Origin of the sequence: Streptomyces coacervatus, from assembly GCF_029223485.1 — a bacterium.
GTDB lineage: Bacteria > Actinomycetota > Actinomycetes > Streptomycetales > Streptomycetaceae > Streptomyces > Streptomyces coacervatus.
In genome coordinates this window covers 97,711-114,594 of the sequence record NZ_JARHTP010000026.1, presented here as the reverse complement: position 1 = coordinate 114,594, position 16,884 = coordinate 97,711, and the positions used below count along the sequence as shown (strand labels likewise).

The window sequence follows — 16,884 nt, the reverse complement described above, 5'->3', positions numbered from 1 at the left end:
AGAGAACCACCGTGCCCCACCCCTTCACGCCGGTCGCCTCCGTTCTCGTGGACCCGGCCAACGCCCTTGTCCACGAGGAGGGTTGGCAGTCCTGGAGCCCCAGCGGCGCCTATGCCCTCGACGCGACGCCGTACCGCCCGACCAACGGCAACTGGGCGACCGTCTGCTACCGCCCGGGCGTCACCGTCCCCGAAGGGACCTTCCAGGGGGAGGGTCTGCTGGCCCTCGACCCGGGCGACGGCTCACCGGTCCGGCTGTGGGCGGCAGCCGACCCGACCTGTGAGGTCCCGTCGATCCGTCTCACCGTGACGGACGACCGGGCGGAGATCGGCGCGAACGGCCCGGTGAAGGAGTGGACCGGCACGGACATCCAGTCGGTGCTGGCCGACTGGGCCTCCGGACTCGGCGTCGGGACCCCGCGCCCGGCCCCGACCGTCTGGTGCTCCTGGTACGAGTACTTCACCGCCGTCACCGAGGACGACATCCACGAGAACCTCCGTGCGATGGACACCCTCGACCTGCCCGTCGACGTCGTCCAGATCGACGACGGCTACCAGAAGGCCCTCGGCGACTGGCTCACCCTCTCGGGCCGCTTCCGCTCCCGCCAGGGCATCGCGGACGCCATCCGGGCCCGCGGCCGCAGGGCGGGCATCTGGACGGCCCCCTTCCTGGTCGACCCGGCGAGCGACCTGGCCACCGAGCACCCCGACTGGCTGGTCCGCGACACCGCCGGCGGCTTCACCCACGCGGGCCGCAACTGGGGCCACGACCTGCGCGTCCTGGACACGACCCACCCCGAGGCGGCGGCGTATCTGACCGACGTCTTCCGCACGCTCCGTAGCGAGGGCTACGACTACTTCAAGGTCGACTTCCTGTACGCGGGCGCGCTGGAAGGCGTACGGCACGAGCCGGTGGACGCGCTGACCGCGTACCGCTCGGGGATCGAGCTGATCCGCGAGGCCATCGGCCCGGACGCGTACCTCCTGGGCTGCGGCGCGCCCATCCTCCCCTCCATCGGCCTGTTCGACGCGATGCGGGTGAGCCCCGACACGGCCCCGCACCGCCGCCCCGAGGCCGACGACTACAGCCAACCCGGCCAGGACCCGGCCGAGTTCACCGGCGCCGGACGCCAGTGGCAGCACGGCCGCCTCTGGGTCAACGACCCCGACTGCCTCATGGCCCGCCCGGCCGTGGAGACGCGGGAGCGCTGGGCCGCACACGTGGAGGCGACCGGCGGCCTGATGGCGTCCAGCGACCGCCTTCTGTCCCTGGACGAATGGGGCGTGGCCACAACTCGCCGCCTGCTCTCGGGAGTCGACCGATGACCGCCCGCCCCCTGAACGTCCCGGGCATCGCCTACGGCGGCGACTACAACCCCGAGCAGTGGCCCGAGGAGGTCTGGGCCGAGGACATGCGTCTGATGGCCGAGGCCGGGGTCACCATGGTCAGCGTCAACATCTTCTCCTGGGCGCTCCTCGAACCGTCCGAGGGCGAGTACGACTTCTCACGCCTCGACCGCATCCTCGACATGCTCTACGCCCACGGAATCGCCGCCGACCTGGCGACCCCGACGGCGGCCCCGCCGGCCTGGTTCTTCGGCCGGCACCCGGAGGCGCTGCCGCTGGACAAGGACGGCCGGCGACTGTCGTACGGCAGTCGCCAGACGTTCTGCCCTTCGAGCCCCGCCTACCGCGAGGCGGCTCTGCGCATGGTCGGGGAGCTGGCCCGGCGCTACTCCGGCCACCCGGCGGTCGTGATGTGGCACGTCCACAACGAGTACGCCTGCCACAACGCGGAGTGCTACTGCGACACCAGCGCGGAGGCGTTCCGCACCTGGCTGCGCGACCGCTACGACAGCCTGGACGCGCTCAACCACGCCTGGGGCACCACCTTCTGGAGCCAGTGGTACTACGACTGGGACCAGATCCTGCCCCCGCGCGCGACCGGCGCGGTCCCCAACCCCACCCACCAGCTGGACTGGCGCCGCTTCTGCAGCGACGCGCTGCTGTCCCTGTACGAGGCGGAGCGGGCCGTCCTGGGGGCGGCAGCCCCCGAGACCCCCGCCACCACCAACTTCATGGTGATGTACAACTTCGACGCCCTCGACTACTGGCGCTGGGCCCCGCAGCTGGACATCGTCTCCAACGACCACTACCTCCAGTCCGCCGACCCGGAGTCGCAGATCGACATCGCCCTCAGCGGCGACCTGGTCCGCTCACTCGCGGGCGGGCCCTGGCTCCTGATGGAGCACTCGACGGGTGCGGTGAACTGGCAGCCGGTCAACAGGGCGAAGACGGCAGGGGAGTTGCGCCGCAACGCCCTCGGCCATGTCGCGCGCGGCGCCGACGGCATCGCGTACTTCCAGTGGCGGGCGGCGAAGGCGGGCGCCGAGCAGTGGCACTCGGCGATGCTGCCGCACGCGGGCACCGACAGTCAGATCTGGCGGGACGTGGTCCAACTGGGCGCGGATCTACGGGCGTTGGCCGAGGTGCGCGGCAGCACGACTCCCGCCGAAGTGGCGGTGGTCTGGGACTGGAACGCCCGCTGGGCGATGGAACTGCCTTCGCAGCCGAGCGGCGAACTGCACTTCCAGGACCTGGTCCGCGCCTGGTACGAGCCGTTGTGGCGCGCGGGCATCGCGGTGGACTTCGTACGCCCGGACGCGGACCTGTCGCCGTACCGCTTGGTCCTTGTCCCTTCTCTCTACCTGGTCGACGATGAGGGTGCCGCGAACCTGACCTCCTTCGCCGAGCAGGGCGGCACACTCGCCGTCGGCTTCCACAGCGGGATGGTGGACGCCAACTGCCATGTCCGGCTGGGCGGTTACCCGGGTGCGTTCCGGGATGCCCTGGGTGTGCGGACGGACGAACTGTTCCCGCTGCTCCCGGGGGAGACGGTGGGACTGAGCGGCGGCGGTACGGGCGTCCTGTGGTCGGAACGGGTACGGCTGGCGGGCGCGGAGGCGGTGACGTCGTACACGGACGGCCCGCTGACCGGAGTGCCGGCGGTGACGCGCAACTCCCATGGCACGGGCGCCGCTTGGTACGTGGCCACCCAGCCGGACCCCGACACCCTCGCCGGCCTCCTCGCCCGGATCTGCGCCGAGGCGGGCGTCGCGCCGGTGCGCACGGCTCCGGAGGGTGTGGAGGTCGCGGTGCGGCGGGGCACGCAGGCCGACTATCTCTTCCTGATCAACCACGGCGGAGCGGACGCGGAGATCCCCGTGCCGCCGTCCGGAGCCGTCGAACTCCTCACCGGAAAGCCGGTCGCCGGGTCGGTGACGGTTCCGGCGGGCGGGGTCGCCGTCGTACGGGAGCCGCGCGGGGAGTGAGTCGGGGCGGTGCTCCTGGCATCAGCTGGAGCAGAGGCCGTCCTGCGGACAGAACATGACCCACACGCTGTTGTAGCCGGACACCACGGTCAATGAAGCCGGGTCGGGGCCGATGTTGACGTAGGAACCCGGGTCGGCTGTGGCGGTGAAGGTGACCGTCGTTCCGACCGGGAAACTCGCGGAGCATGTGCCGGTCGGGTTCGGCTGCTCGCCGCCGGCGTACGGGTCCCCCGATATCGCCCCCTGGTGGCAGTTGATCCCGGCCGGCGAGCTGGTGAGGGTTCCGCCGCCCCATCCGTCGCTGACCCACGCGTACACCTGGCCCTGCTGGGTCTGGGCGGGCTCGGCGGCCTGGGCCGGGGCGGCGGTGGCGAGCGCGGCCGCGGTGCTGAGCAGGGCGGCGGCCACGACCGCACGCCAGGCACTGGGGTATGAGTTGTTGATCATCGGAGGCTCCGGTAATTGCTGGGTCCGATACCTCCATGCTGACCCGGTCCGGGGCACGGCGCATCTCGCCACAGGCCGGAACACCCCTTGACCTCGGTGGCCCCGGCCACTATTTTGCGGTAGACGTCGACCCATAACCACCGAAAGGAGGCGACCAGCGGATGAACACCAGCTCTGATCTCGGTCGCCTCGCCCAGCGCACTGTCTGGGTTCCGGGTCGGATCGCGCACGGCTGCTGAGAACGCCGTTCTGATGTGCCCTTTCGTGGCACATTCCGGGTTTCCCGTCACCACTTTTCCGGCACATCGCTGTTGCGTGCCGTTTTGCGCCCGTTCCTCTCACCCGGCGCGCCTGAACACAGAAAGCTGCCTGAAATTGGCGAACATCATGAATCGACCGATCACGCACCGGAACGAAGGCCTGTCATGACAGAGGCGCGGATCACGGTCAACGGGAAAGCAACTCCGATTTCACCGGCTGCGCCCCACACCACAGTGCTGGATTTTCTGCGCGAGCGTGGCCTCACCGGTACCAAGGAGGGCTGCGCCGAGGGTGAATGCGGCGCCTGTTCGGTCCTGGTGGCCCGTCCCGGGGTGAACAAGCCCACCGACTGGGTGGCGGTCAACGCCTGCCTGGTCCCGGCCGCGGCGCTCGACGGCCAGGAGATCATCACCTCCGAAGGCATCGCCACCGTCGGTGAACCCGGCCAGCCGCCCGCCCTGCACCCGGTGCAGGAGGAGATGGCGGTCCGCGGCGGCTCCCAGTGCGGTTACTGCACGCCGGGTTTCATCTGCAGCATGGCTGCCGAGTACTACCGGCCCGACCGCTGCGCGCACGCGGAATCGGACCCGGACTCGCACCAGGCCGACAGCACCGACCACGAGCACGGTCCGAACGGCTTCGACCTGCACGCGCTGAGCGGAAACCTGTGTCGCTGTACCGGCTATCGCCCGATCCGCGATGCCGCGTTCGCCGTCGGCGAGCCGGCCGAGGAGGACCCGCTGGCGCAGCGTCGCGAGCAGGCCCCGCCCGCACCGGTCGCCACCGAATACGCCCGGGACGACAGCACGTTCCTGCGGAAGAGCACCCTGGCCGAGACGCTGCAGTTGCTGCGTGAGCGGCCCGACGCGGTCGTGGTCGCCGGCTCCACCGACTACGGCGTCGAGGTCAACATCCGCTCCCGCCGGGAGGGTTGCGTGGTCGCCATCGACCGGCTGCCCGAACTCCGGGAGCTGCGCGTCGAGTCCGACCACATCGAGATCGGGGCGGCGCTGACGCTCACCGAGATCGAACGCCGCCTCGACGGCAGCGTCCCGCTCCTTGCGGAGCTGTTCCCGCAGTTCGCCTCCCGGCTCATCCGCAACAGCGGGACCCTGGGCGGCAACCTGGGTACCGGCTCGCCCATCGGTGACAGCCCGCCGGTGCTGCTCGCCCTGGAGGCGTCGCTGGTGCTCGCCGACGTCGACGGTGAGCGTGTGGTCCCGCTGGCGGAGTACTTCACCGGCTACCGGCAGAGCGTGCGCCGTCCCGGCGAGCTGATCCGCGCGGTGCGCATCCCGCTGCCGCTGTCGCCGGTCGCGGCCTTCCACAAGATCGCCAAGCGGCGCTTCGACGACATCTCCAGCGTGGCGGTCGCTTTCGCGCTCGACATCGAGGACGGGATCGTCCGCAAGGCGCGGATCGGCCTGGGCGGCGTGGCCGCCACCCCGATCCGCGCCCTCCCCACCGAGGCGGCCCTGGAGGGCAAGCCGTGGACGGCGGAGACTGTTGAAGCGGCGGCCGGGGTGCTGCGGGGTGCGGGCACGCCGATGAGCGATCATCGCGCCAGCTCCCTCTACCGCAGCGCGATGCTCGGCCAGAGCCTGTTGAAGCTGTACGCGCAGACCACCGAGGCGGCGAAGTCATGAGTCATCTGTCCGAGCGTCCCGAGAAGCCCGTCGTCGGTGTCTCGATGCCGCACGAGAGTGCCTTCCTGCACGTCACCGGCACCGCGCTGTACACCGACGACCTGGTGCAGCGCACCAAGGACGTGCTGCACGCCTACCCGGTCCAGGTCATGAAGGCCCACGGCCGGATCACCGCGCTGCGCACCGAGCCCGCGCTCGCCGTGCCCGGCGTGGTCCGCGTGCTGACCGGCGCCGACGTGCCCGGTGTCAACGACGCCGGCATGAAGCACGACGAGCCGCTCTTCCCCGACGAGGTCATGTTCCACGGCCACGCGGTCGCCTGGGTGCTCGGTGAGACCCTGGAGGCGGCCCGGCTCGGTGCGGCGGCCGTCGAGGTGGAGCTCGACGAGCAGCCCGCGCTGATCACGCTGCAGGACGCGATGGCAGCGGAGAGCTACCACGGCGCCAGGCCGCTGATGGAGACCGGCGACATCGACGCCGGCTTCGCCGACTCCGCGCATGTGTTCACCGGCGAGTTCCAGTTCGCCGGTCAGGAGCACTTCTACCTGGAGACCCACGCGGCCCTCGCCCAGGTCGACGAGAACGGGCAGATCTTCATCCAGAGCAGCACCCAGCACCCCTCGGAGACCCAGGAGATCGTCTCCCATGTGCTCGGTGTGCCCGCTCACGAGGTGACCGTGCAGTGCCTGCGGATGGGCGGCGGCTTCGGCGGCAAGGAGATGCAGCCGCACGGGTTCGCGGCCGTCGCCGCGCTCGGCGCCAAGCTGACCGGCCGCCCGGTCCGGTTCCGGCTCAACCGGACGCAGGACCTGACGATGTCCGGCAAGCGGCACGGGTTCCATGCCTCGTGGAAGATCGGCTTCGACGCCGACGGCCGTATCCAGGCCCTCGACGCCACGCTGACCGCGGACGGCGGCTGGAGCCTGGACCTGTCCGAGCCGGTCCTCGCCCGGGCGCTGTGCCACATCGACAACACGTACTGGATCCCCAACGCGCGGGTCGCCGGCCGTATCGCCAAGACCAACACGGTCTCCAACACCGCCTTCCGCGGCTTCGGCGGACCCCAGGGCATGCTGGTGATCGAGGACATCCTGGGCCGCGTCGCGCCGCAGCTCGGCCTCGACCCCATGGAACTGCGCGAGCGCAACTTCTACCAGCCGGGCCAGGGCCAGACGACGCCGTACGGACAGCCGGTCACACAGGCCGACCGGATCTCCGCCGTCTGGCAGCAGGTGCAGGACGAAGCCGGCATCGCCGATCGGGGGCGCGAGATCGCGGCCTTCAACGCCGCGCACCCGCACACCAAGCGGGCCCTCGCGATCACCGGCATCAAGTTCGGTATCTCGTTCAACCTCACCGCCTTCAACCAGGGCGGCGCGCTGGTGCTGATCTACAAGGACGGCTCCGTCCTGATCAACCACGGCGGCACCGAGATGGGCCAGGGCCTGCACACCAAGATGATGCAGGTGGCCGCGACCACCCTGGGCATCCCGCTGCACAAGGTCCGCCTCGCCCCGACGCGTACCGACAAGGTGCCCAACACCTCGGCGACCGCGGCCAGTTCGGGCGCGGACCTCAACGGCGGGGCCATCAAGAACGCCTGCGAGCAGCTGCGCGGGCGGCTGCTGCAGGTGGCCGCCTCCCAGCTGGGTGCGAACGCCTCCGACGTACGCATCGTCCAGGGCGTAGCGCGCGCCCTGGGCAGCGACAAGGAGCTGGCCTGGGACGACCTGGTGCACACCGCGTACTTCCAGCGGGTGCAGCTGTCGGCGGCCGGCTTCTACCGGACCGAGGGGCTGCACTGGGACGCGAAGAGTTTCCGCGGCACGCCGTTCAAGTACTTCGCCTACGGCGCCGCGGCGACCGAGGTGGAGGTCGACGGCTTCACCGGTGCGTACCGCATCCGGCGCGTGGACATCGTGCACGACGTCGGCGAGAGCCTCTCCCCGATGATCGACATCGGTCAGGTCGAGGGCGGCTTCGTGCAGGGCGCGGGCTGGCTGACGTTGGAGGACCTGCGCTGGGACACCGGCGACGGGCCGCACCGCGGACGGCTGCAGACCCAGGCGGCGAGCACGTACAAGCTGCCGAGCTTCTCCGAGATGCCTCAGGAGTTCAACGTCACGCTGCTGGAGAACGCCACTGAGGAGGGCGCGGTCTACGGCTCCAAGGCCGTGGGTGAGCCTCCGCTGATGCTCGCGTTCTCGGTGCGGGAAGCGCTGCGGCAGGCCGCGGCCGCGTTCGGGCCGAGTGGGGTGAGTGTCGATCTGGCCTCGCCCGCGACGCCGGAGGCGGTGTACTGGGCGATCCAGGAGGCCCGCCAGGGCGATGCCTCCCTGAACGGTCACGCCGGCAACGGTCACGCCCGCGACGGGGTTGCCGCCAACGGCCACGCCGGAAACGGGCACGCCGCAAGCGGCGGGGTCCGAACCGACGCAGAAGCACTGAGCGGTGCCTGACATGACGTGGGTCGCCGCGGTCGCACGGTTGCGAGCGCGCCGGGAGCCCGGTGTGCTGGTGACCGTCGCGACCGTGCGCGGCCATGCCCCGCGTGACGCCGGCGCGAAACTCGTCGTGGGGCGGACCGAGACGTGGGGCTCGATCGGTGGCGGCAATGTCGAGGCCGTCGCGATCGACCGGGCCCGGGAGATGATCGCCGCCTCCAAGCCGGAGCCCGAGCTGATGGATTTCGCGCTGAACGACAAGGTGACCAACCAGCACGGCGTGCAGTGCTGCGGCGGCACGGTCCAGGTGCTGCTCGAACCGCTGCCGGTCGTACGGGCGGTGGCGATCTTCGGCGTCGGGCACGTCGGTCTTGAACTGGCGCGCATCCTCGCACGTCAGGACCTCGATCTCCATCTGATCGACAGCCGCTCCGACATCCTCACCAAGGAGCGGCTCGACGTGCTGGCGGACGCGGTGGCGCAGGTGCACACGCATCACACGCCGCTGCTTCCCGAGGAGGTCCTTGAGGAGCTGCCGCGCGGCACCCACGTCCTGATCATGACCCATGACCACGCCGAGGACGCCGCTCTGTGCGACGCCGCCCTGCGCACCACCCATCTCGGCTCCATCGGGCTGATCGGGTCGGCGGCCAAGTGGGTACGGTTCCGCAAGCGCCTCGCCACCGAGGGCGGTCACGACGAAGCCACCATCGACCGGATCAAGACCCCGATCGGGCTGGCCGACATCACCGGCAAGGAACCCGCGACCATCGCCGTGAGCGTCGCTGCCGACCTGCTGCGCACCTTCGAAACCGAAGAGAACTGACTCTCGACCGGATTCATGCGAATGTCCAAGAGTGGCCGGCCGGCCAGCCAACTCCTTCATGGTTTCGGTGACTGACCCTCGACGGGGCCCGGCGGGTGTACTTGCGAACGACGCCGATACGGGGAATCCCCACCGTGTGCAAAAAGGAGTGACCGTGACCGCGTACACCCAAGAAACGAGCATCCAGGAGATCGAGCGCGCCTGGATGGACGAGGCCATCGGCCTTGCCACCAACAGCGTGCAGAACGGCGGCGGGCCGTTCGGCGCACTGATCGCCAAGGACGGCGAGATCGTAGCGATCGGGAACAACAAGGTCACTTCGCACCTGGACCCCACGGCGCACGGCGAGGTGAGCGCGATCCGTGCCGCCTGCCAGAAGCTGGGCACCTTCTCGCTCGAGGGCTGCGTCCTGGTCACCTCGTGTGAGCCGTGCCCGATGTGTCTTTCCTCCGCGCTGTGGGCGCGAGTCGACCGGATCATCTTCGCCGCTGACCGGGATGACGCCGCGGTGGCCGGTTTCGACGACCGCAAGTTCTACGACCTGTTCGAGAAGAGGCCCGCGGAGCTGTGGCCGATGGCGATCGAGCGCGTGGACATGCCGAACCGTACGGCGCCGTTCGACGCGTGGCTGGCCAAGTCCGACCGCATCGACTACTGAAAAACCCGGTTCACCGAGGCCCCTGGGCTGCTGAACTCAGCGGCCCGGGGGCCTAGTTGGTTTTCGGCACCAGCCGACCTGAGCTGCGGTTCCGTAGAAACATACGAACTGTGGATCTTGGGCCGCTCGGAGTTTCATACGTTCAACGTCTGTCTGGAACAAGCCAGTTGGCGATGAACTCCTTGGACAAGCCGAACCAACGAACGGGGAAAGCCTTGTCCGAGAAGCTGCCTGGCCGTCAGATCGAGATCTCCTGGCCCGACCTCGGCATCACGGTCACCGCCGACCTTGACGACCGCAACCCGGCACTCGCCGACGCCCTGTGGGAGTCCTTGCCCTACCGGAGCCTCCAGGGACACGCCCTCATCGCGGGCGAACACCTCTACCACGTGGCGCCGATACCCACGCTGCTGCACACCCCCCACGCCACCCGTATCCCCGACCGGCGCGAGGCCCCCGACGGCACCGTGTTCTGCTCCGGACTGCAGCACCTGGGCATCAAGTACGGCACCCTGACCGAGCCGATGCCCGCCACCCCCGTAGGCCGGATTCGTGAGGCGGACATGCCCGCCCTGCTGGAAGCCGGGGCCGCGATCTGGGACGCCGTCTACTCCACGAAGAAGCAGATCGTCGCCGAAGTCCGCCGCGCGGGCGAGCCGGGCGGCCACCGCATCCCGATGCTCCACGCCACCAACACGGCCGCCAGCCACCTGATCGCCGACATCGTCGCCGAGACCGAGAAGATCTGGCTCACGCCCCCGGCCGAGCTGGACGACCTCCACCAGGGCATCATCCCCTCCCAGGCAGGCAACTTCGGCACCGTCCTGCCCACCCTGCTGTTCGTCAACGGCGAGACCCGGCCCCTGGGTTACGCGGCCTACGGCGGACTCGTCCGCGCCGCCGTCCAGGACATGCCCATGGACGCCCTCGTCCACATGACCCGCCTGCTGGTCGGCGTCCCCGCCGAGTTCCTGGGCTACTGCGGCCTGGAGAAGCTGTGGGCGTTCACCCAGCGCTTCCTCGATGTCCTCGACCGCCTCGACCGTGCCGACTTCTACGCCGTCACCAGCCAGATGGCCCTCTACATCAACTGCCTCGGCGGCTGGAACCTCCAGCTGTACCCGTGGGAGACCGGAGACCACCTGCGCCAGCAGGTCGCCACGGTCGGCGCGTAGCCATGCCCGGAATGACCTTGAGCGCCCTGCCTGCCCGCGCCGACGCCGTCGTCATCGGCGGGGGAGTGATCGGCACCTCAGCCGCCTACCACCTCGCCGAAGCCGGCGTGAACACCGTGCTGCTGGAACGCGGAAGCCTCGGCGGCGGGGCGTCCGCGCACACCGCGGGCATGGTCCGCACCTACTTCCCCGGCAACCCGGGCACCGGGCAGATGGCCGTGCGCAGCCTGAACGCCTATCACGACTTCGCCCGCCACACCGGGTCCCCCCTCGGTCTGAAGCGGCTCGGGTTCATGGCGCTGTTCACCGACGAACAGCAGATCGCCGATTTCGAAGCCGGTCATCAGGCCCAGCAGGCCGCCGGCGTCCAGGTCGGCCTGATCAGTGCCCGCGAAGCGGCCCGACTCAACCCGCTGATCAACGAGCGCGCCGTCCTGGCCGCCGCCTGGTCGCCCGAGGCGTACCACGTGGACGGCCTCGACATCGTCCGCGGTTACGCCGCCGCGGCCCGCAATCACGGAGCCCGCCTGTTCACCCACACACCCGTCACACGGATCGACGACGACAACACCGTCCACACCCCGCAGGGCAGCATCAAGGCGGGCAGCATCGTGTGCACGGCCGGGCCCTGGTCCGGCGAGGTGGCATCCATGGCGTCGGTCGACCTGCCGATGAGACCCCACGCGATCGAGATGCTGTTCACGGACATCCCGCCCGCCCCGCACCGCGAGCTGCCCATGACGCTGCACGCCACATCCGGCCTGCGGATCCGCTCATGGAAGGACCGCATCCTCCTCGCCATGGGCGCACCCAAGGACGCCGAAACACGCGAAGCCTGGCTCGGCCGCATCGCCGGCCATCTCGGCACCCTGTTCCCCGCCCTGGACGGCATCGGCCTGCACCGCGCGTGGAGCGGTGATTTCGACGCCAGCCCCACCAACACCGCCTTCATCGGCGAACACCCCACCCGCCGCTTCCTGTACGCGGCCGGATTCACCGGCGCGGGCCTGTGCCAGGCACCCGCGGCCGGGGAGAAGCTCCGCGACCTGCTGATCGCCAAGTAGCCACATAACAGCTAGGAATGCCGTGATTGTTCTTGGATGTAATGGTTTCAGCCGGGTGTCGGAGTTCTTCTCCGAACGCCTCGGCGCGACCGGCATCAACAAGCATTACCTCTTGGGTCACGACGCCGCCGCCGCACTGCTGATCGACGGCCGCCTGGTCGCCGCGGTGGAGGAAGAACGCCTCAACAGGGAGAAAAAGACCACCGACTTCCCCGTGAACGCGATCGACTGGTGCCTGAAGGAAGCCGGGATCACGTACGACGACGTAGACCTGTTCGCCTTCCCCTGGAACTGGTCCGCCCAGGTCCTGGAGGAGACCCTGGACGCCATCCGCGCCTCGTCGGCACCGCAGGACACGAAGACCGGCCTCATGGCCGACATGTCCGACCTGTACGACCAGGTCGTCAGCCCCGAAGCGATCCTCGCGGACTTCGAAGCCCGCACCGGACACCGCCCCGACCCGGCCAAGGTCCGCTTCGTTCCGCACCACCTGGCCCACGCCACGACCGGCTACTACCTGGCCGGCATGAAGGACGCGGCCTTCCTCGTGAGCGACGGCCGCGCCGAACGCTTCTCGACCCTGACGGGCGAGATCCGCGACGGCCGGATCACGGTCTTCGAAGACACCGTCACCGGCGCCCACTACTCCATGGGCACCCTGTTCTCGTCCATCACCCGCTTCCTCGGCTTCGTCCCCAACAACGACGAGTACAAGGTGATGGGCCTGGCCGGATACGCCACCCCGCCGACGCCGAACCCGTTCCTGGACAACCTTCTACGGCTGCACGGCGACGGCCGCTACAGCTTCACCAAGCCCCTCCAGACCGACAACCTGCACAGCCACGACGCCCTGTTCGAGGAGTACTTCGGACCCTTCGAGGACACCCTCGAATACACGTCCCGTGTCGCAGCGGCGGCGCAGCAGATGCTGAACGTCGCCACCGCCCACCAGGTCGGCCACCTGGAGAAGAGGACGGACCTGAACCGGCTGCTGTTCGAAGGCGGCGTCGCCCTGAACTGCCTGAACAACACCCCGCTGTTCGAAGGCTCCCGCTTCGAGGACATGCAGGTCAGCTTCGGCGCCTCCGACACCGGCATCACCATCGGAGCCGCGGCCCACGCCTGGCTCAACCACCCCGACACCGCCCCTGCGGACATCCGCGCCGCCGCCTCCGAACCCGTCACCCCCTATCTGGGCCCGGCCTACGACGAGGCCGCGATCGAGGAGGCCCTCCAGGCCTTCACCGGCCGCGTCGTCGTCTCACGCCTGGACGACGACGAGCTCATCGAGCAAGTGGCGAAGCTGCTGACGAAGAAGGTCGTCATCGGCTGGTTCGAAGGCCGCATCGAGCACGGGCCACGCGCACTGGGGCATCGCAGCATCCTCGCCAACCCCGGCTTCACCGACATCAAGGACATCATCAACACCCGGGTCAAGCACCGAGAACCCTTCCGCCCGTTCGCCCCCCTCGTCCTCGAGGAGCAGGCACCGAAGATCTTCGACATGGGCCGCAAGACCAGCTCGCCCTACATGACGTTCGTCTTCCCGGTCCGCGACGAGTACAGGGACCGCATCCCCGGCGCCGTACACGTGGACGGCACCTCCCGCATCCAGACCCTGACCGACGAGGCAACCCCACGGCTCACGGCGCTGCTGCGGAGGTTCACCGAACTCACCGACACCCCGTGCCTGATCAACACCTCGTTCAACGTCGCCGGCGAACCCATCGTCTGCACGCCCACCGACGCCCTGAACTGCTTCATGAGCACCGAGATCGACTACCTGATCCTCGGCAACCACGTCATCGCCAAGACCGATCGCGTCACCGACTAGAAGAAGGAGCACCTGCCGTGCCGACGATCCAGCGCAAGCACACCATGTACCACTCCACCATCCTCGACGCCGACCCGGACACCGTGTGGACGACCGTCCGCGACGCCATGCAGATCCTGGACATAGTGTCCCCGGGCGACCTGGACATCCACCGGGACGTCAGCTGGGTGGAGGGCGGCTCGGTCGACACCGTCCCGGCCCGCTACGACTTCAGGCTCACGCTCAACGGCCGCCTCGTCCAACAGGAGATCGCCGCCCGCGACGAGATCAACAAGACCCAGTCCTACCGGGCCATCGCCCCCACCAGCGGTGTCGCCAAGTACGAGGCCACCATCCGCGTACTCCCCATCACCAACGACCCGGCCCGCAGCTTCTTCGACTGGTCGCGGACCCTGGAGATCGCAGAGGACGCCGACCTGAACGTGGTCGAGGCCATCATCGACGTCATGGAGAAGCAGACCGACGCCGTACGGGACCACTTCGCGCAGACCGCGGAGTGAGTGACGCAACGACGCTCGTACTCCTACGGCACGGCGAAACCCTGCTCACCCCGGAGCGGCGGCTCTCCGGCAGCGGAGGATCCAACCCGGGCCTCTCCCCGGCCGGACGCCGCCAAGCCCAGGCGGCAGCACACGCCCTCGCCGACCGCGGCGACATCGCGGCGATCGTCACGTCACCGATGCGGCGCTGCCAGGAGACCGCCCATTCCGCGGCCGCGCGCCTCGGTCTGGGCGTCCGGGTCGACCGGGACCTGCGGGAAGCGGACTTCGGCGCCTGGGAAGGCCTGACCTTCACCGAAGTCCGCGAACGCTACCCGGACGACCTGGACGCATGGTTCGCCTCGCCCGAGAGTCCCCCGTCGGGCGCGGGCGAGGCCATGCAACAGGTCACCCGCCGGGCCGCCGCCGTACGAGACGGCCTCCTCGCCCAGTACCCCGGCGCCACGGTTCTGGTCGTCTCCCACGTCGGACCACTCAGAACCCTGATCCGCCTAGCTCTCCAAGCCCCACCACACAGCTTGTTCCACATGGAACTCGCAGCGGCCTCCCTGTCGACGGTGACGTACGCCGAGAACGGCACAGCCACGGTGCAGACCCTCAACGACACCCACCACTTGAACTGAACCGCACGCCGAAGGGCCCCACCGCAAACGGTGGGGCCCTTCGACATCGTGCCCGGCGCTTTCCAAAGGTTCGTCTGGGGGTACGGGGATGTGCGGGAGCGTTCTGACCTGCGGCGCAGCCGACTCAGGTGGAGCTTCTGAATGATGTCGTAAGCCGGGGAACGCAACCAGAACTGCAACCACTGCTGACCTACTTGCCGTATGTCGGCCCGTACCACTGGAGGGCTTGCCCGGTTCAAGGATGGTGCAGTTCCATGATCCGCGGGTGCCGCACGAAGACAGATCCCGGAGCATGCGCAGCCGCGGCGCGCCGCGCCGCGCTGCGCCTCGCCCCGGGCCGTGCCCGACGCGGAGACCCGGCAGTAGAAGATCTGTGTCAGGCACTGCCCTGGCTTGTCCGTCGAGCAATGAAATTATTCGTCGATTTTCTATTCTCCGCCGACATGAGAAGCTCCGTTCTCCACATCGTCGGGATGCACGATGGAATCCTGGATGTCCAGGATGAGCATAAGTGACTTGACCGAGACGACCCGGCTATTGCCAATCCAGAGTACTCTGAAGGGGAGGGAGCCTTTCCTGGCCATCCTTGATGCTTGGGATTCTGATAGGCCAATAGTATTGGCCGCCTCGCTGAAGCCAATATACTGCGGCAGGATGTCGGAAATTCGATAGTAAAGATTCTTCCCGTCCACCCAGGATCGCCCCACCTGCGCGGGAGTGATGCAGGGGGCATCTGCCTCATCACGGCGACCGCTGCGGAGTTTATCATGGAGGATCTTGGCATGGTCCATGGCTCCCATTCGTTGCAGTAGGGCTCCTGTGCGCTCGCCGCGAATTCTCTCGTTGGCATCCGGATCCTGCACCGTGCCGACGTCAATGATTGACGATGCGAGCAGCGTAGAATCTTCCTTCTGCACGGCATCGGCAATCAAATACTCCGCACTTGCCGCACACGTTTCCGAACTTCCGGCTTCCACCAGGCCGCGAGCGCCGGTGAACGCGCGAGTCATCATGGTATCCAGGAGTTTCTTGGAAGGCGTGCCACCTGTCATGGAAAACCATGCCTCCAGAGTGCCCTCTACCATGGCAGACCTGATGTCAGAGACCTCGTAATGCCATTTTCGCGCCAACTCTTTCGACCATCCCCCGAAGTATGGAGTCAGTAGATCCAACAGGATCATCAACCATTTCTCCCGCTCCTGATGGTTGCTTTCTCTTGCAAGAGTGCAGACCGACTCCCAGAGGCGCAAGCTAGCTACGGATTTCGATCGGCCAAGTCGAACTTTATCGCGCAACACCTGATATGTGGGGTGGCTCTTGATTGCACACACTTGAACATCGCCGACATGCGCACAGATGGGCTCCCCGCCGCTGTCACGCAGAACTTGTTCCGTGATGAGAGTGAAGACATCGCGCATGGTTTTCCTCTCGCGTCGCCAGATTGCGCCTATGAAAAATCATGAGGCGCGGCAGGTGCACTTCGGGGATTTCGGCTGGGATCCAGCCCCATCGAGTGAACTATGTTTGGCGGCACGACAATATGCGGGCTATAAGTAGCGGCAGTCGACAGGTGGCGTTCGGCCTGCGGTGGCAAAGCTAGGTCGGTCCACCGGAACCGGCTGCGGCCCCTGCTACGGGCACACGTCTGGCTGCTTCCTGCGCTGCGGTGAACACGGCGACAAGTTCCACGGCCCGTACTGCCGTGGCGCGGCTTGTCTCTCGGGAGTTCGGCGTGTCCTTTGTCTGGTTCGGCTTCCCGCTCTTCCAGTGGGCACCGGTACTCGGTGTCGAGGCCGGCACGTAGCCGGCCTTCGACGCTGATGTCGCGCTTGCCGAGGCACTGCTCGTGCAGGAGCTTGTGGCTGCCGCGGTGCCCAGCGAGGGCAGGTGACGCAGAGCGCTGTTGATGCTGCCGAGTGCCGCGTCGTTGTCCTGGCGCATGGGCAGACCTGGAGCCAGGCCGGAGTGGAGCTGAAGGCAGGTGTTGGACGGTGCTGAACGGGGGTGAATGCAACCAGAACTGCAACCGGGGAACCGTTTGTCGAGCCGAACGTTTCTGCCGCGCCTTCACCCCG

13 protein-coding genes are annotated in these 16,884 nt (G+C 68.3%); 11 read left to right on the top strand and 2 right to left on the bottom strand.

All coding sequences use genetic code 11. The features are described from left to right. Positions 1 to 11 precede the first annotated feature (11 nt). Positions 12 to 1,325 carry a glycoside hydrolase family 36 protein gene (locus P2Q00_RS44430; protein ID WP_275780482.1) on the top strand — a complete coding sequence of 438 codons (1,314 nt, stop codon included), beginning with the start codon at positions 12 to 14 and terminating at the stop codon, positions 1,323 to 1,325. After that, on the top strand, positions 1,322 to 3,331 hold the full coding sequence (locus P2Q00_RS44425) for a beta-galactosidase (protein ID WP_275780481.1): 2,010 nt from the start codon (positions 1,322 to 1,324) through the stop codon (positions 3,329 to 3,331). The genes P2Q00_RS44430 and P2Q00_RS44425 overlap by 4 nt, the downstream gene beginning before the upstream one ends. Before the next feature lie 21 nt (positions 3,332 to 3,352). Here the strand turns inward: P2Q00_RS44425 and P2Q00_RS44420 are convergent, their stop codons facing one another. Continuing rightward, the gene (locus P2Q00_RS44420; RefSeq protein WP_275780480.1) at positions 3,353 to 3,778 is read right to left on the bottom strand and encodes a hypothetical protein; all 426 of its coding nucleotides are present in this window, start codon (positions 3,776 to 3,778) and stop codon (positions 3,353 to 3,355) included. Between the two features lie 425 nt (positions 3,779 to 4,203). On the opposite strand from P2Q00_RS44420, the gene P2Q00_RS44415 reads away from it, so the two are divergent. From P2Q00_RS44415 to P2Q00_RS44375, 9 genes are all read left to right on the top strand, one after another. Beyond that, positions 4,204 to 5,685, top strand: coding sequence for a xanthine dehydrogenase small subunit (locus P2Q00_RS44415; protein ID WP_275780478.1), 1,482 nt, complete (start codon positions 4,204 to 4,206; stop codon positions 5,683 to 5,685). Next, positions 5,682 to 8,144, top strand: a complete 2,463-nt coding sequence (gene xdhB / locus P2Q00_RS44410; protein WP_275780477.1) for a xanthine dehydrogenase molybdopterin binding subunit — start codon at positions 5,682 to 5,684, stop codon at positions 8,142 to 8,144. The genes P2Q00_RS44415 and xdhB overlap by 4 nt, the downstream gene beginning before the upstream one ends. A 1-nt stretch (position 8,145) precedes the next feature. Further along, positions 8,146 to 8,955 carry a xanthine dehydrogenase accessory protein XdhC gene (gene xdhC / locus P2Q00_RS44405; protein ID WP_275780476.1) on the top strand — a complete coding sequence of 270 codons (810 nt, stop codon included), beginning with the start codon at positions 8,146 to 8,148 and terminating at the stop codon, positions 8,953 to 8,955. A 154-nt stretch (positions 8,956 to 9,109) separates the two neighbouring features. Beyond that, positions 9,110 to 9,613: a nucleoside deaminase gene (locus P2Q00_RS44400; protein ID WP_275780475.1), complete on the top strand. Its 504-nt coding sequence runs from the start codon at positions 9,110 to 9,112 to the stop codon at positions 9,611 to 9,613. Positions 9,614 to 9,828: 215 nt separating this feature from the next. Continuing rightward, positions 9,829 to 10,788: a cucumopine synthase-related protein gene (locus P2Q00_RS44395; protein WP_275780474.1), complete on the top strand. Its 960-nt coding sequence runs from the start codon at positions 9,829 to 9,831 to the stop codon at positions 10,786 to 10,788. 11 nt (positions 10,789 to 10,799) lie between these two features. Next, positions 10,800 to 11,852, top strand: a complete 1,053-nt coding sequence (locus tag P2Q00_RS44390; RefSeq protein ID WP_275780473.1) for an NAD(P)/FAD-dependent oxidoreductase — start codon at positions 10,800 to 10,802, stop codon at positions 11,850 to 11,852. Positions 11,853 to 11,874: 22 nt separating this feature from the next. Continuing rightward, positions 11,875 to 13,686 carry a carbamoyltransferase family protein gene (locus P2Q00_RS44385; protein ID WP_275780471.1) on the top strand — a complete coding sequence of 604 codons (1,812 nt, stop codon included), beginning with the start codon at positions 11,875 to 11,877 and terminating at the stop codon, positions 13,684 to 13,686. 17 nt (positions 13,687 to 13,703) lie between these two features. Next, positions 13,704 to 14,186, top strand: a complete 483-nt coding sequence (locus P2Q00_RS44380) for an SRPBCC family protein (RefSeq protein WP_275780470.1) — start codon at positions 13,704 to 13,706, stop codon at positions 14,184 to 14,186. Then, the gene (locus P2Q00_RS44375; protein WP_425579543.1) at positions 14,183 to 14,809 is read left to right on the top strand and encodes a histidine phosphatase family protein; all 627 of its coding nucleotides are present in this window, start codon (positions 14,183 to 14,185) and stop codon (positions 14,807 to 14,809) included. Before P2Q00_RS44380 ends, P2Q00_RS44375 begins: the two co-directional genes overlap by 4 nt. A gap of 428 nt (positions 14,810 to 15,237) precedes the next feature. Here P2Q00_RS44375 and P2Q00_RS44370 read toward each other — a convergent pair whose 3' ends face one another. After that, positions 15,238 to 16,227 (bottom strand): hypothetical protein, encoded by a 990-nt coding sequence (locus P2Q00_RS44370; RefSeq protein WP_275780469.1) that lies wholly within the window; start codon positions 16,225 to 16,227, stop codon positions 15,238 to 15,240. Positions 16,228 to 16,884 lie beyond the last annotated feature (657 nt).

What these genes read in the sequence shown, in the direction of transcription:
- P2Q00_RS44425 (WP_275780481.1), top strand. Translation starts at nt 1,322, where the DNA reads ATGACCGCCCGCCCCCTGAACGTCCCGGGCATCGCCTACGGCGGCGAC.
- P2Q00_RS44420 (WP_275780480.1), bottom strand. Translation starts at nt 3,778, where the DNA reads ATGATCAACAACTCATACCCCAGTGCCTGGCGTGCGGTCGTGGCCGCC.
- P2Q00_RS44415 (WP_275780478.1), top strand. Translation starts at nt 4,204, where the DNA reads ATGACAGAGGCGCGGATCACGGTCAACGGGAAAGCAACTCCGATTTCA.
- xdhB (WP_275780477.1), top strand. Translation starts at nt 5,682, where the DNA reads ATGAGTCATCTGTCCGAGCGTCCCGAGAAGCCCGTCGTCGGTGTCTCG.
- xdhC (WP_275780476.1), top strand. Translation starts at nt 8,146, where the DNA reads ATGACGTGGGTCGCCGCGGTCGCACGGTTGCGAGCGCGCCGGGAGCCC.
- P2Q00_RS44390 (WP_275780473.1), top strand. Translation starts at nt 10,800, where the DNA reads ATGACCTTGAGCGCCCTGCCTGCCCGCGCCGACGCCGTCGTCATCGGC.
- P2Q00_RS44370 (WP_275780469.1), bottom strand. Translation starts at nt 16,227, where the DNA reads ATGCGCGATGTCTTCACTCTCATCACGGAACAAGTTCTGCGTGACAGC.